General features: G+C 63.1%; 22 protein-coding genes. 9 read left to right on the top strand and 13 right to left on the bottom strand.

Translation table 11 applies throughout. The annotated features are described in order from the left end of the window. Positions 1 to 4: 4 nt before the first annotated feature. The 6 genes from AC3ANQ_RS02985 to AC3ANQ_RS03010 form a co-directional block, all read right to left on the bottom strand. Positions 5 to 1315, bottom strand: coding sequence for an extracellular solute-binding protein (locus AC3ANQ_RS02985; protein WP_488303745.1), 1311 nt, complete (start codon positions 1313 to 1315; stop codon positions 5 to 7). Between the two features lie 140 nt (positions 1316 to 1455). Further along, positions 1456 to 2481 carry a LacI family DNA-binding transcriptional regulator gene (locus tag AC3ANQ_RS02990; protein ID WP_488303746.1) on the bottom strand — a complete coding sequence of 342 codons (1026 nt, stop codon included), beginning with the start codon at positions 2479 to 2481 and terminating at the stop codon, positions 1456 to 1458. 283 nt (positions 2482 to 2764) lie between these two features. Next, on the bottom strand, positions 2765 to 3256 hold the full coding sequence (locus AC3ANQ_RS02995; protein ID WP_488303747.1) for an RpiB/LacA/LacB family sugar-phosphate isomerase: 492 nt from the start codon (positions 3254 to 3256) through the stop codon (positions 2765 to 2767). After that, complete coding sequence (locus tag AC3ANQ_RS03000; RefSeq protein WP_488303748.1) at positions 3253 to 5037, bottom strand: dihydroxyacetone kinase family protein; 1785 nt, start codon at positions 5035 to 5037, stop codon at positions 3253 to 3255. Before AC3ANQ_RS03000 ends, AC3ANQ_RS02995 begins: the two co-directional genes overlap by 4 nt. A 34-nt stretch (positions 5038 to 5071) precedes the next feature. Beyond that, a complete protein-coding gene (locus AC3ANQ_RS03005) occupies positions 5072 to 5848 on the bottom strand; it encodes an SDR family NAD(P)-dependent oxidoreductase (RefSeq protein ID WP_268020337.1) in 777 nt (258 codons plus the stop codon). Positions 5849 to 5890: 42 nt separating this feature from the next. Then, a complete protein-coding gene (locus tag AC3ANQ_RS03010; protein ID WP_488305244.1) occupies positions 5891 to 6715 on the bottom strand; it encodes a sugar phosphate isomerase/epimerase family protein in 825 nt (274 codons plus the stop codon). Between the two features lie 193 nt (positions 6716 to 6908). Between AC3ANQ_RS03010 and AC3ANQ_RS03015 the strand changes: the two genes are divergently transcribed. The 5 genes from AC3ANQ_RS03015 (at position 6909) to AC3ANQ_RS03035 (ending at position 11349) form a co-directional block, all read left to right on the top strand. Next, complete coding sequence (locus AC3ANQ_RS03015; RefSeq protein ID WP_488303749.1) at positions 6909 to 8246, top strand: MFS transporter; 1338 nt, start codon at positions 6909 to 6911, stop codon at positions 8244 to 8246. A 50-nt stretch (positions 8247 to 8296) separates the two neighbouring features. Beyond that, entirely contained in the window at positions 8297 to 9160 is an 864-nt protein-coding gene (locus AC3ANQ_RS03020) for a transketolase (RefSeq protein ID WP_488303750.1), read from the top strand. Beyond that, positions 9157 to 10164 carry a transketolase family protein gene (locus AC3ANQ_RS03025; protein ID WP_488303751.1) on the top strand — a complete coding sequence of 336 codons (1008 nt, stop codon included), beginning with the start codon at positions 9157 to 9159 and terminating at the stop codon, positions 10162 to 10164. The genes AC3ANQ_RS03020 and AC3ANQ_RS03025 overlap by 4 nt, the downstream gene beginning before the upstream one ends. Positions 10165 to 10285: 121 nt before the next feature. Next, entirely contained in the window at positions 10286 to 10945 is a 660-nt protein-coding gene (locus AC3ANQ_RS03030; RefSeq protein ID WP_488305245.1) for a GntR family transcriptional regulator, read from the top strand. Positions 10946 to 11181: 236 nt separating this feature from the next. Beyond that, entirely contained in the window at positions 11182 to 11349 is a 168-nt protein-coding gene (locus tag AC3ANQ_RS03035) for a hypothetical protein (RefSeq protein WP_488305411.1), read from the top strand. A gap of 116 nt (positions 11350 to 11465) precedes the next feature. Here the strand turns inward: AC3ANQ_RS03035 and AC3ANQ_RS03040 are convergent, their stop codons facing one another. Further along, positions 11466 to 11666, bottom strand: a complete 201-nt coding sequence (locus tag AC3ANQ_RS03040) for a hypothetical protein (RefSeq protein WP_488303752.1) — start codon at positions 11664 to 11666, stop codon at positions 11466 to 11468. 11 nt (positions 11667 to 11677) lie between these two features. Between AC3ANQ_RS03040 and AC3ANQ_RS03045 the strand changes: the two genes are divergently transcribed. Then, positions 11678 to 12061, top strand: a complete 384-nt coding sequence (locus tag AC3ANQ_RS03045; protein WP_488303753.1) for a hypothetical protein — start codon at positions 11678 to 11680, stop codon at positions 12059 to 12061. 102 nt (positions 12062 to 12163) lie between these two features. Here AC3ANQ_RS03045 and AC3ANQ_RS03050 read toward each other — a convergent pair whose 3' ends face one another. Together AC3ANQ_RS03050 and AC3ANQ_RS03055 are read right to left on the bottom strand one after the other, a co-directional pair. Continuing rightward, positions 12164 to 13291, bottom strand: a complete 1128-nt coding sequence (locus AC3ANQ_RS03050; RefSeq protein ID WP_488303754.1) for a hypothetical protein — start codon at positions 13289 to 13291, stop codon at positions 12164 to 12166. Positions 13292 to 13610: 319 nt separating this feature from the next. Continuing rightward, positions 13611 to 14171: a hypothetical protein gene (locus AC3ANQ_RS03055; protein ID WP_488303755.1), complete on the bottom strand. Its 561-nt coding sequence runs from the start codon at positions 14169 to 14171 to the stop codon at positions 13611 to 13613. Between the two features lie 349 nt (positions 14172 to 14520). On the opposite strand from AC3ANQ_RS03055, the gene AC3ANQ_RS03060 reads away from it, so the two are divergent. After that, positions 14521 to 15195 carry an RHS repeat-associated core domain-containing protein gene (locus tag AC3ANQ_RS03060; protein ID WP_488303756.1) on the top strand — a complete coding sequence of 225 codons (675 nt, stop codon included), beginning with the start codon at positions 14521 to 14523 and terminating at the stop codon, positions 15193 to 15195. A gap of 420 nt (positions 15196 to 15615) precedes the next feature. Next, entirely contained in the window at positions 15616 to 15936 is a 321-nt protein-coding gene (locus AC3ANQ_RS03065; RefSeq protein WP_488303757.1) for a hypothetical protein, read from the top strand. An 849-nt stretch (positions 15937 to 16785) separates the two neighbouring features. Here the strand turns inward: AC3ANQ_RS03065 and AC3ANQ_RS03070 are convergent. Both AC3ANQ_RS03070 and AC3ANQ_RS03075 read right to left on the bottom strand, forming a co-directional pair. Next, positions 16786 to 19176, bottom strand: a complete 2391-nt coding sequence (locus AC3ANQ_RS03070; protein ID WP_488305246.1) for an ATP-binding cassette domain-containing protein — start codon at positions 19174 to 19176, stop codon at positions 16786 to 16788. 127 nt (positions 19177 to 19303) lie between these two features. After that, complete coding sequence (locus AC3ANQ_RS03075; protein WP_488303758.1) at positions 19304 to 19663, bottom strand: VOC family protein; 360 nt, start codon at positions 19661 to 19663, stop codon at positions 19304 to 19306. A gap of 215 nt (positions 19664 to 19878) precedes the next feature. On the opposite strand from AC3ANQ_RS03075, the gene AC3ANQ_RS03080 reads away from it, so the two are divergent. Beyond that, positions 19879 to 20310: a YybH family protein gene (locus tag AC3ANQ_RS03080; RefSeq protein ID WP_488303759.1), complete on the top strand. Its 432-nt coding sequence runs from the start codon at positions 19879 to 19881 to the stop codon at positions 20308 to 20310. On the opposite strand, the gene AC3ANQ_RS03085 is transcribed toward AC3ANQ_RS03080, so the two are convergent. Both AC3ANQ_RS03085 and AC3ANQ_RS03090 read right to left on the bottom strand, forming a co-directional pair. After that, a complete protein-coding gene (locus tag AC3ANQ_RS03085) occupies positions 20307 to 20777 on the bottom strand; it encodes an NUDIX hydrolase (RefSeq protein ID WP_488303760.1) in 471 nt (156 codons plus the stop codon). The genes AC3ANQ_RS03080 and AC3ANQ_RS03085 overlap by 4 nt on opposite strands. A gap of 19 nt (positions 20778 to 20796) precedes the next feature. Beyond that, positions 20797 to 21429 (bottom strand): TetR family transcriptional regulator, encoded by a 633-nt coding sequence (locus AC3ANQ_RS03090; protein WP_488303761.1) that lies wholly within the window; start codon positions 21427 to 21429, stop codon positions 20797 to 20799. Between the last annotated feature and the right edge of the window lie 35 nt (positions 21430 to 21464).

The raw sequence follows: 21464 nt of genomic DNA on the forward strand, positions 1-21464 counted from the left end.
CCTGCTACTTTTGGCTTGCCAGCTGGTTGATCTTGTCAGAAGCACCCTTGAACGCGTCGTCGATGCTCTGGTTGCCGAAGATCACTGACTTGCCCCATGCGTCACGGAAGGTCTGCCAGATCTGGACTGAGTTGGAGACGTTGGGAACTTCCACGGTGCGTCCGGCCTGCTCGGCGAATTGCTTGTAGGCCGGGTTCTGCGTGAAGTAATCCGCGTAGGCAGTGGTCAAGTCCTTGCGCATCGGCATCTGGCCGGTCGCGGAAAGGAGTTTGCCGTCCTCATCCTTACTGGTGGCGAACTTCATGACCTCCCAAGCGGTGCCTTGGTTCTTGCACGAGGAGTACATGGCGACGTTCTTCGCATCAGAGAAGGTGGAGCCGTTGGTCTGCGCTTGGGTACCCGGGACCGGGGCCGTGCCCCAATTCACCTTGCCCTTGTAGGAAGCAACGGCCCAAGGTCCCGCCAGGGCCATCCCGGCCTTGCCCTCGGCGAAGGAATCACCCTTATAGGCTTCCTTGGAGGCCAGGTTCTCCTTGTAGAGGGTCTGGAACATCGTGGCGACCTGCTTGCCTTGCTCGCTGTCAAAGGTGGACTTGCCATCCTTGAGCAACGTGGCGCCACTCGAGTTGGCTGCGTAGAACGGGTAGAAGTCGAACCAGGACTGGTAGAAGTCGCTCGCGGGCGAAGGCCACACGGCATTGGCAACGGCGCCGGACTTCACCAGGGTGCGGGCCGTGTCCAGGAACTCAGACTGCGTGGCCACCTTCGGCTTTTCCGGGTCCAGGCCCGCCTTCGCGAAGATGTCCTTGTTGTAGAAAAGGACCACGGGGTTGGACTTCCACGGCAGTTGGTACATCTTGCCGTCGGAGGACTTGTACTGGTTGGCGAGGTCGCCGGTGCGGTCCTTGATGTACTGGGCGCCGTCCGGGAAGGAGTCCAGCGGGACCAGCCCGCCTTGCTTCTGGAACTGCGGGACAGCCACTGGGGCCGTGTTGAAGACCAGGCACGGGGCGTTGCCGGCGGTAATTGCTGCCCCGATGACTTCTTCGGAGCTCTTGCCTGCGGGGATTTCCTGGGCGTCGACCTGCTGGTCAGGATGAGCAGCGTTCCATGCCGCCACCATGTCCTTGCCCCACTTCACCTCGAACTCATTGTTGGAGTACCAGATCTTGATGGGGCCCTTGGCTGTGGTGGCGGAGTTCGCTCCGGTAGCTGTGCTGTTTGAGGCGCCTCCGCCGCATGCTGCCAGGCCGGCTCCGATAACGGCAATAGCGGTAAGGGAGAGGACTCGCGAACTAATTTTTCCGTGCTTCATTGCAGCTCCTTTGGGGTGAAAACTGAAAATGCGGCGGCGACATTGCCTTCAAACGGGAATGGCAAATAACCCCACCCAATTGCGGGTAAATCGGTATTCGTAAGGACTAGGCGTTGGAGGCAGCTAGCTGTAGGGCATGGCTAGTTGCGCCGGATGGTGGGCGCAGGCCCGGTGGAGGCGCGGACCACCAGCTTGGGAGAGGGCAGGTAGACGTCCTCGGCCGGCGCTCCGCCGAGGAGGCTCAGTAACTTCTGGGCGGCAACACGACCCCAAAGCAGCGGATCGGCCGGAACCGTGGTCAGCGGCGGATTGAGGTACTTTGCGAGCTCAGTGTCGTCGTAGCCCGTGATGGACAGGTCGTCGGGAACGGCCATCCCTATTGATTGTGCGTATGACTGACCGGCCGTCGCCATGAGGTCATTCGCGTAGATGATCGCAGTGGGTCGTTCAGCCGAGCGAAGCAGTTCCGCGGTAGCCGCCAATCCGCCGGCCGCGGTGAAGTCCGCTTCGATGAAGGACCCGGCTTCGAGCCCCGCCTTTGACAGCGCGTTTTGCCAGGCCAACCGCCGGCTTCGGCCATGAATGTAGCTCTGTGGTCCGCCCACGTGCGCAATTCTGGTGTGTCCCAGGGAAACAAGATGCTCGACGGCGGCCGTAATGCCTTCAGTATCGTCCATGCAGACAGCGGGGAACGGCGAGGAGGTTTCGGGTCGATTCAGCGTGACGGCCGGAATCTTGAGACTTTGCAGCAACGCGATACGGGAATCGTCAACCCTCATATCCGTAAGGATGATCCCGTCCACGCGGCCGTCGGCCGCCAGCTTCCGGTAGCCCAGTTCCTCGGCATCGGCGCTGCCGGCAATGGTGAGGACCAGTGCGTATTCGTGCTCAACCAACGTGGTCTCGATCCCGGCGATGAATGCGGGGAAGAACGGGTCCGTTCCCAAGAGCCTGGGATCCCTTGCCACCACGAGCCCGACGGCGAAGGCCTTGGCTGACGACAGGCCCTTGGCGCGAAGACTTGGCTTCCACCCCAGTTCCCGGGCTACCTTGAGAATGCGCTCCCGGGTGTCATCACTGACGCCGGGCTGCCCATTCAACGCGTACGAGACGGCACCCTTGCTCACGCCGGCTGCCTGCGCAACGTCGTTGATGGTCACTGTCATGATTTCCTCATTGCCACTCGGTGATAGGGATCACTTAACCGGTTTTGTAATCTCTACTGAACCGGTTTAGTGATCGCTTGTCAAGAGCAAAGGGGGAATTGCAGGTATTTGTGGGTCGTTCATTAGTAGTCGACGGCTGGTGGCCGCCCCGTCCTTCGTGAAAGCAACCTGGATGGGATCTGCCGAGTCCACCTCATCCCAAGTAGCTAGCAGTTGTTGTCGTTTTGAGCCGCCAGAACGACAACAACTGCTAGCCAGTTGGGACTGGAAACGGCAGCAGGACTCAGCAGCCCTCGAAATCCGTGAGTACCTTCACTTTGTCGGCTGACGCCGATGCCGGGTCGAAGGCGTAGCCGAGCCACTCCCTGGCCAGCCTGCTGGCCAGCTCAACGCCAACCACACGCTGGCCCATGGTGAGCACCTGGCAGTCGTTGGACAGGATGGAACGCTCCACGGAGAAGGAATCGTGGGCTGTAGTAGCGCGGATCCCGTCTACTTTGTTTGCTGCGATGGCCACGCCGATTCCGGTGCCGCAGAACAGGATGGCCCGGTCTGCAAGGCCGTCCCGGATGAGTTCGCCCGCCTTGATCCCGACGTACGGGTAGGGTCTGGTGAAGTCTTCCAAGGAGTCATTGCGGTTGACGCCGATGTCGATGATTTCGCTGATCCTTGGATCGTCCCGGAGATCGGCCATGATTCGGTCTTTATAGTCCACGCCTGCTTCATCGGCGCCCAGGATGAGTCGGAAACCCATGGTTTGTCCTTCCGCGGTCATGCGATGGCTACGACGTGCTTGCCGGCGGCCGCACCCGCGGTCGCTCCCGCATTGGCCGCGCCCGCAGGGCACACCAGGTGCGGGCCCATAACGGTGAAGATCATTGCCAGCGAAGTAGCTCCGGGGTCGGCTGTGCCCACGCTCTTCTCCGCGAGCGGGCGTGCCCGCCCTTTGAGAGGCCGGAGCGAGGCCGTGGCTTGGGCTGCCGAGGTGGCCGCTGCAGCCGCGTCCGCCCAGGCAACATCCGGAAGGATGCCCTCGGCCACGAGCTTCCCGAACGTTTCCGTGAAGGGGAGCAGTGCATCCACCATGGTTTTGTCGCCCAGCTCGGCCTTGCCCAGATCGGTGATCCGAGCAGCGAACGCGGTCACGGCAGCGGCAAGTTCAGCCGGTTCCGGCGCCTGGTCATTGCCAAGGGATTCGCCGAATGCCCTGAGGCCCGCGCCCCATAGGACGCCGGACGTTCCGCCGGCTTTGTCCGCCCAGGCGTCGCCCGCGGCTCCCAACAAATCGCCGGCTCCGGCACCATTGGCCAGGGCCTTCGCGGCTGCCGCAGTGGCAGCGTCGATTCCGCGGACCATCCCGCGGCCGTGGTCGCCGTCGCCCGCTACCGCGTCCATGTCACCAAGGTGCGATTCGGCGTCGTGCAGTGCTTTCCGGGCCGCCTCGAGCGCGTCCGCGCAGCTCGCGGCGTAGTCGCGTGAGTCCAGGGTGCCCGCAAACTCTATGGCGACAGGGCCGCCGTCGAACGCGTCTTCGGTGAAGGCAAGACCGGTCGGCAGGGCCGCAGTGCCGCGACGGTAGGCTGGCGTTTCGGCGGGGGCCGTCCAGAGCGGCTCAAGGTCCTCGTCCAGCCACGTGATGGTGAGGGAGACGCCGGACATGTCCAGGCTAGTGACCAGTTCGCCGACCTCCGGCATGACCAGGGTGTAGCCGGCTGCGCGCAGCAGCGGAGCGACGGTAAGCCACAGGACGAAGAGTTCCTCGTGCTTGGTGGAACCGAGTCCGTTGAGGATCACTGCGATGCGGTTTCCCGCTCCGTGCGGCGTCTCTGCCAGCAGCCGGGCGACGAGTTCCTGGCCGAGTTCCTTGGCGGGCGGGAGTTCGGTGTCGAACAATCCGGGCTCGCCGTGGATGCCCAGGCCGAGGCCCATCTGCTTGTCCTTGAGCGTGAACAGCGGCGCTTCCGAGCCGGGGAAAGTGCAGCCGTGGAAGGCGCTGCCGATAGTGCGGGTCAGGCTGTTTGCCTTCCGGCCCAAGCGCACGACGTCGGCCAGCCCGGCGCCCGCTTCGGCGGCGGCGCCCATGATCTTGAAGACCGTGAAGTCGCCTGCGATGCCGCGGCGTTTGGCGGTTTCCGACGGCGGCGCGCTGGCAATGTCGTCCGTCACCAGCACGTTTTCGACGGCGATGCCTTCTGCAGCCAAGCGCTCGCTCGCCATGCCGAAGTTCAGGACGTCGCCGGCGTAGTTGCCGTAGGTGAACACCACTCCGGCGCCGGAATCCGCGGCCTTGGCCACTGAATATGCCTGTTGCGCCGAGGGCGAAGTGAAGATGTTGCCCACCACCGCGCCGTCGGCCAGTCCCGCGCCGATGAGTCCGGCGAATGCCGGGTAGTGCCCGGATCCACCGCCGGCCAGGACGGCCACCTTGGGCTGCTGGGGACGGTGGCGGCGCACCGCGCCCCCGGGAACCTGGCGCACCAGGCCGGAGTGGAGGTCGCAGAAACCGGCGAGGGCTTCCTCTGCGAAACCGGCGGGATCGTTGAAGATTCTGGTCATCGTGGGCTCTTTCGGCTACGGATGTGGGGGGCTGCTAGTGGATGTGGCTTCCACCGTTGATGTCGATGGTGGTACCCGTGAGGTACGCGGATTCCTCGGAAGACAGGAACGTGATGACGGCGGCGACTTCCTCGGTGGAGGCGTTGCGGCCCAGGGGGATGCCGGCGTTGATGGCGGCTTCCTGCTCATCGGTGCTGCCAACGCGGATGTTGGTGTCCACGGCGCCCGGAGTGATGGCGTTCACGGTGACACCGGTGGCGCCGATTTCACGTGCCAACGCCTTGGTGAAGCCGAGGACAGCAGCCTTCGCCGCAGAGTAGGGGACCTTGCCGAAGACGCCGCCGCCGCGCTGGGCGGAAACGGAAGACATGTTGACGATCCGGCCCCAGCCGTTGGCGATCATGTCCGGCAGGAAGGCCTTGGTCACCAGGTAGGTGCCGGTAGCGTTGACATCCATGACCTTGTGCCAGAGTTCCAACGTGGTTTCCAGGAACGGCACAGGCGACGTGATGCCTGCGATGTTGGCCAGGGCTCCGACGGCGGGGAGGGTGCCTGCGCTGATTTCCGCGGCAACTGCCTTGTATGCCGCATTGACGGAAGCTTCGTTGGCGACGTCGATCTCATAGCCGAATGCGGGGACGTTGAACTGGTTGCCGATTTCGGCTGCGACCTTGGCGGACTTCTCGCCGTCGAGGTCCAGGATCACCACGGCCCAGCCATCGTTGGCATAGCGGCGTGCGGTAGTGATGCCGATGCCCCGGTCCGAAGTTGCCCCGGTGAGGACGGCGGTGCGCTGGATGGTGGTGGTCATGATGCTCCTTGTTTGCTTGCTATGCGTGGTTCATTGTGAGAGTCAAATGAGGTCTGTGATGAAGCTGGCGGCGTTGGCTGTGGCCGCAGGGCGTTCGTCGTGCGTGACGTCGCGGGTTTCGAGCTCCAGCGAGAAGTGGCCGCTGTAGCCGGTGGCTGCAAGGGAGCTGAGGCCGGCGGCAAAGTCCGTCTGGCCGTTTCCGATGCTGAGGTTGATGTTGCCCGGAACCGCATCCCTGAGGTGGACATGTGCTATTCGGCCCTGATGGCGTTCGATGTACTCCAGCGGGTCTTCGCCCGCTGCGACGATGTGGCTGAAGTCCATGACAATCCCGACGCCGGAGCCCGCCAGCCGCGCCGCCAACTGTTCGGCGCGCTCCAGGTTCCAGCAGAACCGGAGGAAGTGAAGGGATTCAGTCCAGAGCTCGACGCCGAACTCCGCCGCACGGTGTCCGGCACCGATGAGCTGGGCTGCGATGGTGTCCAGGTCTTCATCGAGGCTGCGGACGGGATTGTGTCCCAAGGCGCCGCAGGGGAGGACCAGGGCCTTCGCACCGGTGTTCGCGGTAAGAGTGAGCAGCGCATCGAGGTGACTCTGGCGGGCGTCGCGCTGACCGGCGTCGAGCACTGCGTTCAGGGCGCCTATGTCGCCGTTAACGGAACGGACCCGCAACCCCGAGGCGGTGACCTCCGCAGTCACAGCCGCGACAGCATCTGAATCAAGGTCGTAGGGAACGTGATCGCAGACGCCCGGCAGTGCGCCGAGGTCGATTTCCTCAAAGCCCAGGCCATTGATGGTGCGCAATGCCGTGGGTAGATCCTGGTGCCGGAAGCTGATGGACGAGCAACCGAGCCGGGAGTTGAACATCTTCGTTTCCTCCAGTTCGTGCCCGAAGGCAGTAGTGATGGGAACCACAGTAGCTAAGTTAACTGTTAACAGTCAACCCTTGAAGTTGACTGTTGACAGAACTCGATGATGCAGGTCACACTGGCGTATCATGTGTTAACAGTCGACAGTGCTGAGTGCCTAGCCTCAGTCGCTCTTCGAAAGGGATTCACCAATGAGCAAAGAAGCTCTGACTATGCGCGGGCCGGTCCACGGCACCAAGGACGCCAGGCGCGTCGCCATCGGCTCCGGTGTGGGCGCAGTCATTGAAACCTATGACTTCATCGGCTTCGGCACCGCGGCCGCCTTGTACTTCGGAACGGCATTCTTCCCCACGGGCGATCCCGTGACCGGCACCCTCGCCGCGTTCGCCACCCTCGGCGTCGGCTTTGCTGCCCGTCCCATCGGCGGCATCATCGGCGGACACCTGGGCGACAAGCTGGGGCGCAAGCCGGTCCTCGTAGCCTCCTTGATCTTGATGGGCGTGGCCACATTCCTGATCGGCCTTCTTCCCACCTATAGCCAAGTGGGCCTCCTGGCGCCGGCCCTGCTGGTATTCGTGCGCATCGTCCAAGGACTGGCCTTCGGAGCCGAGTGGGGCGGCGCCATCCTCATGAGCTACGAACACGCACCCTGGAAATCCAAGGGTAAGTACACGGGCATCGTCCAAGCCGGGTTCCCGGTGGGACTCCTGCTGGCCAACCTGACGTTCCTTGTCAGCGTCCAACTCGGGGGCGAACTCGCCTGGCGCATTCCGTTCCTCGCCAGCATGGTGTTGGTTGTTGTGGGCTTGATCATTCGTTCCAAGGTGCCGGAATCGCCTGTCTTCGACGAGGTCAAGGACAGCGGCGCAATCGTGAAGTCTCCCATCGTGGAGGTCTTGAAGACCGATTGGCGCAACATCGTCAAGGGCATCGGCCTCCGCATTGCCGAGACCGCGGGCTACGCCGTCTCCATCACGTACATGATTTCCTACTTGAACAGCCAGCATCTGGCAGATAAGACCCAGACCCTGGTCGCCTTGTGCATCGCCTCGGCCATCGGTATCTTCGCAACCCAGGCTTGGGCGCGGCTGACGGACAAGATCGGCAGGCGTCCCGTTTACATCTGGTCCTGCGCCTTTGCCGTGCTGTTCGCCATCCCGATGTTCCTGCTGGTCAACACCGGTATGTTCATCTTCATCATTGCCACGATCGCTGTCTCTTACGGCGTCTGCCAGAACTCTCTCGCCGGCGCCCAGGGTGCCTGGTTCCCGGAGCTTTTCCAGGCGAAGACCCGTGCTTCGGGTGCCTCCCTGGCCTACCAGATCTCGGCCATGGTGTCCGGCTTCACGCCCTTCATCACCACGCTGCTTTTCGTCACCATGGGCTGGATGGGCCCGGCAGTGCTCTTCGGCCTGTACGCAGCCATCGGTCTCTGGGCGGCATTGGCTACCCGCGAAACCTGGGGCAAGCGGGAGCGCCAGTTGGCCGATGAGGCCACCAAAAGCACTCCCCAGTCGGTGAATGTCTAGTGACGGCGGCACAGGACCAACGCACGGCAGGACGAATCGGAGAAACCGTCATGGGACGCATCGAACGGGTGGGTGCAGCCGCCAACCGAATCCGGCACCACGCCCTCAACATGGGCGAAGTCCAAGGCCAGGGCTACGTCGGCCAGGCACTCGGAGCAGCGGACATGCTCGCCGCGGTCTATGCAGACCAGCTCCGCTACCGCGCCGATGACCCGGAGTGGGAGGGGCGGGACCGCTTCCTCCTCTCCACCGGCCACTACGCAATCGGCCACTACGCAGCGCTGGCGGAGGCTGGGATCATTCCTGTCGACGAGCTGGAAAGCTACGGTTCGGACGATTCCAGGCTTCCCATGTCAGGGATGTCGACGTACACCCCGGGCATGGAAATCTCCGGGGGATCCCTCGGCCACGGACTCTCCATCGCGGTGGGAATCGCCCTCGGCCTCCGGCACCGCGCTCATGTGGGCGAGGGCTCCAGCGCGAGGGTGTTCAATTTCCTCTCCGACGGCGAGCTGGACGAAGGATCCACCTGGGAAGCTGCCATGGGCGCGCACCACCACCAGTTGGGGAACCTCACTGCCATGGTGGACATCAACGCCTTGCAGGCCGACGGCAAAACGGACACCGTTCTCCGCACCGAACCGGTGACGGAAAAGTGGGAAGCCTTCGGCTGGTACACCCAGCGGGTGGACGGGAACGACGTCGGTGCGTTGCTGGCCGCGTTCGACAACGCCGCCGCCCAGGCCGCCGCCGTCGGGCGTCCTTCCGTCATCTTGTGCGACACAAAGGTGGGGCGCGGCGTGCCCCTCCTCGAAGAACGCGAAAAGGCGCATTTCATGCGCATCGAAGAACACGAATGGCAGCTCTGCCGCAAGCAACTGACCGCAGGATCCAACGGGAAGGCCAGTCGATGAGCACCGTCACTGCTTCGAAGGGGACAGCACCGAAGCTGAAAACGTCCGCGATGATCGCATCCTTCGCGGACCCGGGCCAAAAGACCTCCTCCGCGCCATTTGGCCACGCGTTGGTGAAGGCCGCCGAGGCTGACCCGCGGATCGTGGGGCTCACCGCGGACCTGGGCAAGTACACGGACATGCACATCTTTGCACAGGCCTTCCCGGAGCGGTTTTTCCAGATGGGCATGGCTGAGCAGTTGCTCTTCGGCGCCGCAGCAGGCATGGCCGAGACCGGCTTGGTGCCGTTCGCCTCCACCTACTCTGTGTTCGCCGCGCGGCGGGCCTACGACTTCCTGTGCCTAGACATCGCCGAGCCGAATCTGAACGTGAACATCGTCGGAGGCCTCCCCGGGCTGACCACGGGCTACGGCCCCAGCCACCAGGCAACGGAGGACATGGCGATATTCCGCGGCATGCCCAATCTGACCATCGTTGATCCATGCGACTCCATAGACATCGAGCAGGCGGTGCCACAGCTGGCAGCCAGCGATGGCCCGACGTACTTGCGCCTCCTTCGCGGGAACGTCCCCACGGTTCTGGACGAGTACGACTACACGTTTGAACTCGGCAAGGCGAAGGTGCTGCGCGGTGGCAACGACGTCGTGTTCGTCTCCAGCGGGTTGATGACCATGCGCGCGCTGCAGGCCGCGGAGGCGCTGGCCGCGCACAAGGTGGACGTCGCCGTCGTGCACGCTCCCACCATCAAACCGTTCGACGCCGCCACCGTCCTGGCGGAACTGAACACCGACCGCTTGGCAGTCACGCTGGAGAACCACAGCGTGGTGGGCGGTTTGTTCGAAACCGTGGCATCGGCTGTGGTCACAGCTGGCTTGGGGAAGCGCGTGGTTCCGGTGGCCCTGCCGGATGCGTTCCTCGACGCCGGAGCCCTGCCTACCTTGCACGAGCGGTACGGATTGTCTGTGCAGCGGATCGTGGCGAAGGTCCTGGCAGAACTGGGCTGAGCCCGGCTATTCGTGGCAGGAGCGCGGAGCGGGCAGGAGCCGGTTCCGCGCTCCTGCCGTAAGATCAACAGTTAACACACCGACTGTAAACAGTCGACCACTGACATTGAGGACGGACATGATGGCCGGAGCAACAGCACCCCTTCTGGGACTGGAAAAGAAGAGCCTCCGTGAGCAGGCGCTCTCCGCGCTGCGCACCGCTATCACCAGCGGCGAGCTGGAACCAGGCCGGCATTTGGTGGAAACCGAGTTGTCGGACATGCTCCAGATCAGCCGAGGGACGCTCCGGGAGGCCCTGCGGCAACTTGAGCAAGAGGGCTTGCTGTCTGCAGGGCCCCGTGGCCGGCTCTCCGTCCGCCACCTCGATGCCAAGGAAATCCGCGATATCTACTCAGTGCGCGCAGCCCTGGAATCCCTCGCCGCGCGGACACTCTGCGAACTGCCGGACCGTCAACAGGTGATCACGTCGCTGCGCGCCGCTATCGACGCTATGGCCGCCGCAACCAAGGGAAGCCTCGAGGAACGGATCGAGTCCGATCTTGAGTTCCACCGCACCATGTGCCGCCTCACCGGCAACGAGACCCTGCTCCATTCCTGGGAATCGCTGGAGGGATCCATCCGGATGTCCATCATGTTCGCCGGGCTGGAGAAGGGCGTCAAGAACATGAGCGTGGAGCGCCACCACGACATCGTGGCCGCGATCGAAACCGGGGATGCATCGCTGGCCCGCAAGACCATCCTCAAGCACATGGACAGCGCTGCCGCGGTGCTGGTTGCTTAGGGTCATGGCAGTTAGAGATCGGGTCAGCGAGTATCGCAGGCGCATGCGCGAACTCGGCTTGCGCCGAATCCAGTTTTAGGTACCGGACGTTCTCGTGACGTCTTCGAAGGATTGGCCGCCCTTCACCCCACGATGACCCGACCCCTGATTGAGAGACGCGACATGATCGCCGGATAAGGACACGACGGCGCGGCTATCTGCTGGGCACTGCCCATCCAACAGACTGGAGGCTGTTCTTGGTACACCTGTGGGCCGGCATCGATGCCGGCAAAGCCCACCATCACTGCGTCGTATGGAAACGTGTTGAGGCCAAGACCCATATCCAGGCAATGCTGTCTCTTGCCCGGCGCCGTCTCAATGTCCTCTGGGCCATGTTCCGCGACGGCAGCACGGTCGTGCCGTAGGAGTGGCCCAGCACGTTCAGGGTTTCCGGTGTCCTGTTGCCAAGGCCGTCCCGGACGGTGTTGAAGCCCTGCAGGTCCGCGATCAACCGCAGCTTCGGTCACCGTTACGCCCCGGCCTATCTCGGGTCGTTGCCGTTCAGCTCGAGCCCGGACGTCATCGCGGCAGCAGATGAGTTCGCCGCCGTCGCGGACGCCGCCGAGGCATGCGAACCGGAAAGAGTCGACCCGAACCGGATCACCTCCAGGACGACGACGCTGACAATGACGGTGGCTCCGGAGTAGGCGGCCAGCGCGGTGAGCCCCGTCGTCTTCCGCACACATGGTGTCCATGACATCCCCACGCGATGAAGCACAGAACCCCGAAACTTCGCCCGAGCGCCTCCACGAGCTGATCAATCTCCCCGGCAACCGGGGCGACGGCGACTCGGATGCCGGCTGGTGCCGCGAGTACGTCGCCGCCAACCCTTCCGCGTCCATGGAGACCCTCAGGGAACTCGCCACCGACCAGGACGATTGCATGGCCCGGCGGACCGCCGCGAACAACCCCTCACTGGATAGCCAGACCCTGTGGATGATGATCGAGGACAAAGACGACATCACCGCCGACGCTGCCCGGGAACGCCTTGGATTGGCGCTGCGTCCCCGCCCTGCCGTGCACGCCGTCCGCATCCCCCGGATATACCCGAAGACGGGTCGGGTGATCAAGCCATGAGCGGGGGATCATTCGGCTACATCACCGAATCGAAAGGGTTGGCGGACCTAGTGGCCGGCAATGACAGCATCAGCGGCACTGAGCTGCGGTTTATCTGTCGGCTCAGCGAACCATTACCGGCGCCGCCGCGGCCAAGATTCCTGGATGCGGTGCCGCTCCGTACGAAATGATGTTATCGGTGTCCAGAATACGGCGAGCGACGCTGTCCATCGTTGCGGCATCCGTGACGAACCCGGAGTGCGACGTCGAAGCGCTGCGGGAACGCGGCGGCCCGCTGGTGCTGACGGACCACGTGACCTCGGCGTGCGTGGCCGCAGGTGCGCCCTCGAACAGGGTGGTGAGATCGGTGTCGTTGAGCACACACTCTTGCAGGCCCAAAAGATTGGCACCCGGCTGAGGCTCGAGTGCACCCCTAATGAGGTAAAGCAACGACTTGCGATACTTTCCCAGGACGTTGTCGTCCCGCTCATAGCCTTCATTCATCGTGAACATGGCCACGGATTGGATACCGTTACCGATGGTTGGTTCGAGCGTGCTTTTGAAGGCGTCTGTTCGGATGGCAGGGGCAAGCAGGGCGAGGGTCTCAAAGGTCACTGTCCCGGGCTGCAATACGGCAGGAATGAAGAAGGAGTGGAAGATGGCTCCGGCACTATGTCCCACGGCGTGCAAAGTCGTTCCTGGATTTTCCTCCGTGAATCCTTGGAGCTTAGCCGCTACGCGGCCCGCACCACCATTGGCGGCGGACGCCTTCATGGCGGTGTCCTTCATTGCCTGCCACACGCCAGGCCCTCCAGCCGCCCGGACTGCGATCTCTATCAGATTGTCGGAAATGTCGGTGAAACGGAACTCCGCCAAACGGTCGGGCTGCCTGGCGGCCACTGCCGTTGACACTGCTCCTTCAATAGCAAGATCCACGATCGTTTGAACGAGGCCTGAGTCCCAGGCAAAGTAAACGGGATAGATGCCGTTGCTTAGCCACCACTTTGCGTCTCGCATCGCAGTCGTCAACGCATTCTCCTTGGTCACCAGGCCGCCGTGTGACCAGAACACAACCGGCACAGGGCCGCCGCCACGGACCTTGCTGAAAGCCGGTATGTGGACATCGAAAATCGCGTCTACATCAGCCTCAGTGTTATCGGCCTCAGATAGCTGGCCGTCATCCAACACGATAACGAATTGCTTCAAATCCAACTGACCGGTCGGGACTCCAGTGCCTGCATTCCCATTCATAGCGACTTCCTTAAGGTGCATGAGTCTGTTCATCGGTACGGCGCCTCGCGGCTCCGCTGTCGAATCCGGCGCCCACCCCCAACATGGTCAAAAGGGCTGAGGCTGTTGGGCTCGTCCGGATCGAAGATCGCTTAAATCGTCACAGGCGGCATATGTATTTTTTGTCCCCCGAATGCGCCACAGCGTACTAGCGAGACCAGCCCGCGTGAAGACCCCACATTGATTCTCCAAGTTCTGAGCCGCCTGGATGGGTCCTCGCTCCCTTGCAGCGTCACTGGCGGCTCGAATAGGTCAGCCCGGCTCTAGACAGATGAGAGCATCAGGGCCACCTGACGACGTCGGTGGACACCGGGTAGCCAAGGTCTTCCAGACAGGCCAGCACAGTGCCCGGCTCATGCGACAGAAAATACCAAGGGTGACCGGTGATCGGGATGATCCTGATGACGTCGTGAGCCGTGAGCCAGGTCCGGACGCGCTCGATCCTGGCGACTTCGGCCCGTTGAAGGGTCCAGGGCCCAAAGAACCTCCCCAAGCCGTACGCGACGCTGAAATTGAGGACTTCCGGGGTGGGGCTGAGCACAAGCATCCTGTAGGCCGGATGGACCGAAAGGCCGCCCCAAATGGCACCGTCTTTGGCGCGTACGGTCCCGCCGCCGTCGAAATGTTCTTCGTCGAGAAACACTTCGGGCGGGGCAGGTTCCTTCCTGAGCGTGGTGATGGCCATGGCAACACCGACCAGAGCGAGCACCACACCAGAGACCATGAACTGAAACAGTGACGGGGCAGCCGCCGCGAGAAAGACGGCGGCAACCAGAAAGAAGAGCTGGAGCGGGGTGGCTCTTATCGATGAGATCCACCGGGTCCGGCGATACATGTTCAATGAGACCCCTGGCTACTGGATGGTTAGCGCCAACCCTAAGGCGAAGCCGTCGGTCTGCATAGCCGGTCAGAAACCCTTCCCGGCTTGGGCGCATGACTCACGTGCCCGAGGTTCACTCCAGGCCGGCGGGAAGCTTTCTCTGCCGTGCCCCACACATAGGGTCCATGGAACCGTTCCGCATCATCACGACCCCCGAAGAGCTCGCCGCCCTGCGTATCGATTCGATCGTTTGTCCGCCGCGCCTGCCGTCCTCGGCGTACCTCAAAGTGTGGGCCGGAATGACCCCCAACGATGGATTCAGCCTCTACGTCGGGTTCGGGTCCACCCGTGAGTGGAGCATCAACGAGGCATGGACGATCCTGACCGTGCACTGCCCCGCAGACGCCCCCGAAGCGTGGGTGCTATGGGGGATGCCGCGGCGACCGCGCCCGAGCCTCTGCGGCCGAGCTCGTGGACGTCGATCATCCCGGGTCGCAGCCCGGTCAAGAAGGCTCACACCGGTCTGGGCTACGCGAAAGCGGCGATCTCCCATCAGATGTACGGCGGCGTGGCCAGCGTGGACATGTCGGTCCAGGAGCTGAACCCGGTCACGGGCAAGTTCGAAACCTTATTCAGCATCTCGAAGGGGACGCTCAGATCCCAGCTGCCCACCGATGAGACGACCAGCTACCTCTACGACGACGCCGGCAACCACGTCGAACACATCGACGCCACCGGGGCTGCACTTTACTACCAGCACGACCAATACGGCTCGACCAGACTCCTCACAAACCAAACCGGTGCGATGGCTGCGACCTATACTTACGACGCGTACGGCAACTTCACCCAGAAGACCGGCACAGCAGACACCTTGCTTCGGTGGAACAGCCAGATCCAAGACAGCGACACAGGCCTCTACTGCTTACGCGCACGCTATTACGATCGTCTAACTGAACAATTTATCAGCGCCGACCCGCTTGCCTCACTTACCAAGACCACCTATGCATACGTCGACAACAATCCGCTGAACCGGGCACACGTCTGATCACAGAGGGGTTGTGCGGCCTTGCGTTGGCGGGATTTATGCTTGGCGGTTTGGCCAAGTATGCATCGTGATTGCAATTGACGATCGAAACGGGAACATAACGATCGGATCAACCGAAACGGTAGGTTTGGGGATGCAGACTCCAGCTGTCGGAGCCGATCTATCTGCGCAATACAGCACAGCCCGAACAGTTGACCAGTTGGGTGGCGCTTTCGGATACGGTGGGATCACCACAAGGGACGTCGTTGACGCGGGGGTCGGGATCTTCGGCGGCAAATGTAGTGATGCTCCAGGCGGCGTGGTACTCGGACTCGACGTGAATTTCGGTGTCGGTGATTCACCCCTAGCTGAAATTCATGCGGGGGAGAGCAATACTAAGACACAGACATGGCAAAATTTCAATCCACTTAAGGTACCCGGATGACTTATGTATTCGAGGGCGGCCTGGAAAGACCCGGGAAAATGAATAGGGTCCTGGGCCCCTGGGTTCTGCTGATACTGGATGATTCACATATTGAATTCCGGATGAGATTTCGTTGGCTCGCGCGCTTTGCTGGGCCGTGGCGGGTCGAGCGTTCCGCCGTCCGTGAGGTGTACCTGGGCCGTTCGAACGTCTTGACGCCCGCGAAGGTGAACTTCCTCGCAGAGGAGAACATGCCCTGGACTTTTATTCCCCGATCGCCCCAGGCCGTTCTTGAAGCCGCGGAAGAGCTTGGCTATCCGGTCCGCCATCAGCAGTAGATAGTTTCCCTTCAAAGTTGCCTCCCTCGGGTGAGCGCTCTTATGTTGCCGAACACGGCCCGGACCGCAAAACCGGTGAGGGATCTACTTCCCTGGTGACCGCTGATGTCTACCTGGATGGTGAACGCATCGGTTCCGTCACGGGGCCCTCAAAGCCAAAAGCACCGTCCGTGACTGGGTCCCGGACCGTCTCGGCGCCGGGATCAAGCAGCACAGCGCCACCCGGCCCAGCAGCGCCTCCGGTTCGCCCACGACATCCTGCATGAAATCGAAAGTGCGCAGGGGAAGAAGGTCGCCCAGGCGTGGGCCCTTTCCATCAACCCCCGCCTAGGATACGACTCCCCCATCAAGGCGATCCGCGAAGGCCGGTTCCAGGAAACAGCGGCCGCCGCCAAGGCGCTGCTGGAAGACGCCTACGACGGATGAACCGCCGACAGTGCGCTCTGACGGGCCTCTCCATCATCGAGGGGCCCGTCACCATGTACCGGGTCTCCGTGTGCAAACCGGGACGCGGCCCGCTGAACCCGAAAGAGCGCCCGAACGACCCGGTGGTTGACCGGAGAGACTGGAAACGCTTCGATAACCCCCGGTCCGGGGCCGGTCCAACATGATGACCTTCAACCTCCGGCACGCAACTGACAACAACCTGCAGTCCGACCCCGGCACCGCGGGCTCATCCCCGCGCCTGCGGGGAGCACTTGGGCAGGCCGCAGGAGCCGGAGACGATCGTGGGCTCATCCCCGCGCCTGCCATTGAGTGTCCGACGATCACACAATGCGTGGTCATTATGCCTAAGTTTGAGTACCGCCCCGGTCGAAGCAATAGCGGGAAGTTTTGCATTCCGCTAGGTCACCCGCCGACGTACGCCGCCAAGTGCTCGCCCGTGAGGGTTGAACGCGCGGCGACGAGATCGGCGGGAGTGCCCTCGAAAACGATCTTTCCGCCGTCGTGCCCTGCGCCCGGGCCGAGGTCGATGATCCAGTCGGCATGCGCCATGACCGCCTGGTGGTGCTCAATGACGATCACCGACTTGCCAGACTCGACGAGCCGGTCGAGCAGGCCGAGCAGCTGTTCGACGTCGGCGAGGTGCAGGCCGCTGGTCGGTTCGTCGAGGATGTAGACGCCGCCTTTCTCGCCCATGTGGGTGGCCAGCTTGATCCGCTGCCGCTCGCCGCCGGAAAGGGTGGTGAGCGGCTGGCCGAGGCTGAGGTAGCCGAGTCCGACGTCGGTGAGCCGCTGGAGGATCGCGTGTGCTGCCGGGATCCGGGCATCGCCCGCCGAGAAGAACTCTTCGGCCTCTTTCACCGGCATCTCCAGCACCTCCGCGATGTTTCGGCTCCCCAGGCGGTACTCGAGCACCGAAGCCTGGAACCTCTTGCCTTCGCATTCCTCGCAAGGGGTGGAGACGGTGTCCATGAATCCGAGGTCGGTGTAGATGACGCCCGCGCCGTTGCAGGTGGGACACGCTCCCTCGGAGTTCGCGCTGAACAGCGCCGGCTTCACGCCGTTAGCCTTCGCGAACGCCTTACGGATGGGCTCGAGCAGCCCGGTGTACGTTGCGGGGTTGCTCCGCCGCGAGCCCTTGATCGCAGCCTGATCGATCGACACGATGCCGTCCCGCTTGGACAACGAGCCGTGGATCAAGGAGCTCTTGCCGGAGCCAGCGACGCCGGTGACCACCACCAGGACTCCAAGCGGAATGTCGACGTCGACGTCGCGAAGATTGTTCTCGGTCGCGCCGCGGATCTCCAGGGCGCCTGCGGGTTTCCGCGCGGTCTTCTTGAGGGCAGCGCGATCTTCAAGGTGACGGCCGGTCAGGGTGCCGCTGGACCGCAACCCTTCGAGCGTGCCCTCAAAGACCACTTCGCCACCGGCGGTGCCCGCGCCAGGGCCGAGGTCGACAACGTGGTCGGCTATCGCGATCGCTTCCGGTTTGTGCTCGACGACCAGCACCGTATTGCCTTTGTCCCGCAGCTGCAGCAGCAGCTTGTTCATGCGTTCGATGTCGTGCGGGTGCAGACCGATGGTGGGCTCGTCGAAGACGTAGGTGACGTCGGTGAGCGAGGAGCCCAGGTGCCGGATCATCTTGGTCCGCTGCGCTTCACCGCCGGACAGCGTGCCTGCCGGCCGATCGAGCGAGAGGTAGCCGAGGCCGATCTCTGCGAACGAGTCGAGGAGGTGCCGTAGCCCCTTGAGCAGTGGCGCCACCGACGGTTCGTCGATGCCCCTCACCCATTCGGCGAGGTCGCTGATCTGCATCGAACACGCGTCGGCAATGCTGATTCCCTTGATCTTTGACGAGCGGGCCGCCTCGGTGAGCCGGGTGCCATCGCACTCGGGACAGACGGTGAAGGTGATCGCGCGCTCCACGAAAGCGCGGATGTGCGGCTGCATCCCCTCCGGGTCCTTGGAGAGCATGGACTTCTGGATCTTAGGAATCAGGCCCTCGTAGGTCAGGTTGATCCCCTCCACCTTGATCTTCGTGGGTTCCTTGTGGAGCAGGTCGTGGAGTTCCTTTTTGGTGTACTTGCTGATCGGCTTGTCCATGTCGAAGAAGCCGGAGCCGCTGAAGATGCGGCCGAACCAGCCGTCCATGCTGTAGCCGGGAATGGTGAGCGCACCCTCGGCGAGCGACTTGCTGCTGTCGTACAGGGCGGTCAAGTCGAAGTCGGTGACCGAGCCGCGTCCTTCACAGCGTGGGCACATACCGCCTGTGATGCTGAAACTCCGGCGCTCCTTCGTGGTGCTGCCACCGCGCTCGATGGTGACCGCTCCAGCGCCCGAGATCGAGGCGACGTTGAACGAGAATGCCTGCGGAGAGCCAATGTGGGGCTGGCCAACCCGGCTGAAGAGCATTCGCAGCATCGCGTTCGCATCGGTGGCGGTTCCCACCGTGGAACGGGCGTTCGCTCCCATGCGCTCCTGGTCGACGATGATCGCCGTGGTGAGTCCTTCGAGCAGGTCCACATCCGGCCGCGCCATGGTTGGCATGAACCCCTGGACGAAGGTGCTGTACGTCTCGTTGATCATGCGCTGCGACTCTGCGGCGATCGTGGCGAACACGAGGGAGCTCTTGCCCGATCCGGAGACGCCCGTGAACACCGTCAACCGCCGCTTCGGCAGCTCGATGCTGATGTCCTTGAGGTTGTTCTCCCGCGCGCCCTGCACCCGGATCAGATCGTGGGTGTCGGCGGTGTGCTGCTCAGGCGACTGCGTGTCCGTGCTCGTGGCCGTGCTCATCATGTCTCCATCTGGTACGCGGGGCCGCCGTCGCAGCCTCTGTTGGCGTCGTCTGGCTCTATCTAAGCAGCCTTATGTAGTACGTCCTGGGGGCCGTACACACGGGCCTAAGCCCGTGTGCGGTTGGTTATTGCGGGTCCTGAAGCAGCCCGAGGACGTTGCCGTCCGGATCGATGACGGTAGCTACCAAGCGGCCGCCGCCGACGTCGTGGGCTGCTTCTTTCAGGGTGGCGCCCGCGGCGGTGACCTCCGCGAGCTTCGCCTCGATGTCCGAAACGTGCCAGTACGCGACGGGTGAGGTCATGGCCTGCGGGCCGCCTCCCGGAACGAGCCCGATGTGCTGGCCAGCCGCGTCGAAGCCGACGTAATACGGCCCGTCGGCCTGCGGCTGCACGCCAAGCAAGGCGGTGTAGACGGCTTTCGCCGCGCCGAGGTCGGAAACGGGATGCAGCACGGTCTTGATTCCCTCGGTGGAAGAGTCGCTCATGATCACTCCTGAAGTCGTTAGGGGACGAAGCTGGCGTGGACTTGTGTTGTCCATGACCGCCATTCTAGGCGTGGGCCGTGAGCGGCGCTTCTCCATTCCTGACCGGTCTGGGAGCCTGATTCGATATGCGTAGACACCATTCGTGAACGGTGCCACTATGGCCGAATACAAGCCTGGCACGCCGCGCCAGCGCATTAGCGATGCGGGAGGAACCAATGCCGGAATCCGATCTCGGTCTGCTGGTGGAGAAATACCATCGAGCGCTTGATGCCTTCATCACTGGAGACCCGGAGCAGCAGAAGAAGCTGTTCTCAAAGCGCGACGACGTCACGCTCGCTAATCCGCTCGGGCCGCCTGCGCGGGGCTCGAGTGCGGTCGAGGCGACCATGGATCGGGCGTCTTCCCAGCTGAGGGAGGGCGAGCCCATCAGTTTCGAGCGAATCTCCGGTTACACCGGGACGGAGCTCGCGTACATTGTCGAAATTGAACGGGCCCGGGCCAAAGTTGGCGGGTCTGATGAAGTGTCTCCGATACCCCTTCGGGTGACGACGATTTTCCGATGGGAAGACGGGGAGTGGAAGGTCCTCCACCGTCATGCGGATCCCATACTTTCTCCGCGGCCAATCGGGTCGATCGTCCAGGCCTAGCGGGGTCCGAGGTGCCGGATCAGCGCGTCGAGGATCGGCACTTGGCCGCCTACCAATTTGATGCGGGCAACGGTTTCCGTGGCCCAGACCGCGTCGTCGATCTCCGGGTAGCTCCGGACCACGCCGGATCCACGCGGCCATTCCAAGTCAAAGGTGTTGCTCTCAATTTTTTCGGGAGCAAAGTCCGATTCCGCTGCGAAGGCTGTGATGAGCTTGCCCGACGGCTGCCGGAAAGTGCCCAGCAGGAAGTAGTCGACGGCGGGTGGGGGAGTGCCCATTTCCTCCGCGAACTCACGTTTGGCGGCCACCAGCGGGTCCTCGTCTTCGAGGTATTCTCCCTTTGGAATGGACCAGGCGCGTGCATCCTTATGGGCCCAGAATGGACCGCCCATATGGGCTATCCACACTTCCAATTCCGCTGTGGAGGTCCGACGGTACAGGAGAATTCCTGCGCTTCGAACTGTCATTTGCCCTCCCAGGCATAGGTTATCCGCGGACGCCGGCCGCGGGAACCCGCAGCACTCGCACGGCCTCCACCAAGTACGGCACCGGATCCTCGTCGGTCCCCGCGGCCCACTGCATCCATGCCTCGAATGTCGCGCCCAGATAGGCGGCGCAGAGGTACCGAGCTGCACTTTCGCTGACGCCCAGGGCAACGAGGTAAAGCCGCGCCCGCTCCCGCTGGGGAGCCAAGGCGTCAAAACTTCGGCTTGCCAGCTCGGGATGCTCGGCAATCAGGCGCAGGCGCCCGCGCGTGACGGAAAGATCCGGGATGGCGGAGACCCCGGCAATGGCGGCCGCCCGCAGTCCCGCCAGGATGCCGCCGTCGTCAGCGTCGCCGTCGTGCCCGTTCGCTACGCGAGTCCCCTCCAGCACCCGACCCGAAGCTTCGACCACCGGCTCCGTGCCGCCCCAGACTAGGTCAGCTTTGCCGGGGAAATAGCGGTACAGGCTCTTCCGTCCGATTCCGGCCGCACGCGCGATGTCCTCCATCGACGTCTGTTCGTAGCCGTGCTCGGCAAAAAGCCGGAGCGCGACGGCGGCCACGGCGTCCGGGTCAATCGTCACAGGGCGCCCGGTGGAGCGCCCGACGGCGGGCTTCGCATCGTCTGAGGGCATCTCACCAGTATCCACTCTTACATAATGACACAGAG

The organism is Arthrobacter sp. DMZ02-1R (genome assembly GCF_057747935.1).

Excerpts from the sequence above, each read along its gene's own strand:
- AC3ANQ_RS03005 (WP_268020337.1), bottom strand. The coding sequence starts at position 5,848 with ATGACCACCACCATCCAGCGCACCGCCGTCCTCACCGGGGCAACTTCG.
- AC3ANQ_RS03020 (WP_488303750.1), top strand. The coding sequence starts at position 8,297 with ATGGGACGCATCGAACGGGTGGGTGCAGCCGCCAACCGAATCCGGCAC.
- AC3ANQ_RS03070 (WP_488305246.1), bottom strand. The coding sequence starts at position 19,176 with ATGAGCACGGCCACGAGCACGGACACGCAGTCGCCTGAGCAGCACACC.
- AC3ANQ_RS02990 (WP_488303746.1), bottom strand. The coding sequence starts at position 2,481 with ATGACAGTGACCATCAACGACGTTGCGCAGGCAGCCGGCGTGAGCAAG.
- AC3ANQ_RS02985 (WP_488303745.1), bottom strand. The coding sequence starts at position 1,315 with ATGAAGCACGGAAAAATTAGTTCGCGAGTCCTCTCCCTTACCGCTATT.
- AC3ANQ_RS03000 (WP_488303748.1), bottom strand. The coding sequence starts at position 5,037 with ATGACCAGAATCTTCAACGATCCCGCCGGTTTCGCAGAGGAAGCCCTC.
- AC3ANQ_RS03060 (WP_488303756.1), top strand. The coding sequence starts at position 14,521 with ATGGACGATCCTGACCGTGCACTGCCCCGCAGACGCCCCCGAAGCGTG.
- AC3ANQ_RS03090 (WP_488303761.1), bottom strand. The coding sequence starts at position 21,429 with ATGCCCTCAGACGATGCGAAGCCCGCCGTCGGGCGCTCCACCGGGCGC.
- AC3ANQ_RS03050 (WP_488303754.1), bottom strand. The coding sequence starts at position 13,291 with ATGAATGGGAATGCAGGCACTGGAGTCCCGACCGGTCAGTTGGATTTG.
- AC3ANQ_RS03010 (WP_488305244.1), bottom strand. The coding sequence starts at position 6,715 with ATGTTCAACTCCCGGCTCGGTTGCTCGTCCATCAGCTTCCGGCACCAG.
- AC3ANQ_RS03085 (WP_488303760.1), bottom strand. The coding sequence starts at position 20,777 with ATGACAGTTCGAAGCGCAGGAATTCTCCTGTACCGTCGGACCTCCACA.
- AC3ANQ_RS03065 (WP_488303757.1), top strand. The coding sequence starts at position 15,616 with ATGACTTATGTATTCGAGGGCGGCCTGGAAAGACCCGGGAAAATGAAT.
- AC3ANQ_RS03075 (WP_488303758.1), bottom strand. The coding sequence starts at position 19,663 with ATGAGCGACTCTTCCACCGAGGGAATCAAGACCGTGCTGCATCCCGTT.
- AC3ANQ_RS02995 (WP_488303747.1), bottom strand. The coding sequence starts at position 3,256 with ATGACCGCGGAAGGACAAACCATGGGTTTCCGACTCATCCTGGGCGCC.
- AC3ANQ_RS03025 (WP_488303751.1), top strand. The coding sequence starts at position 9,157 with ATGAGCACCGTCACTGCTTCGAAGGGGACAGCACCGAAGCTGAAAACG.
- AC3ANQ_RS03030 (WP_488305245.1), top strand. The coding sequence starts at position 10,286 with ATGGCCGGAGCAACAGCACCCCTTCTGGGACTGGAAAAGAAGAGCCTC.
- AC3ANQ_RS03080 (WP_488303759.1), top strand. The coding sequence starts at position 19,879 with ATGCCGGAATCCGATCTCGGTCTGCTGGTGGAGAAATACCATCGAGCG.
- AC3ANQ_RS03045 (WP_488303753.1), top strand. The coding sequence starts at position 11,678 with ATGACATCCCCACGCGATGAAGCACAGAACCCCGAAACTTCGCCCGAG.
- AC3ANQ_RS03015 (WP_488303749.1), top strand. The coding sequence starts at position 6,909 with ATGAGCAAAGAAGCTCTGACTATGCGCGGGCCGGTCCACGGCACCAAG.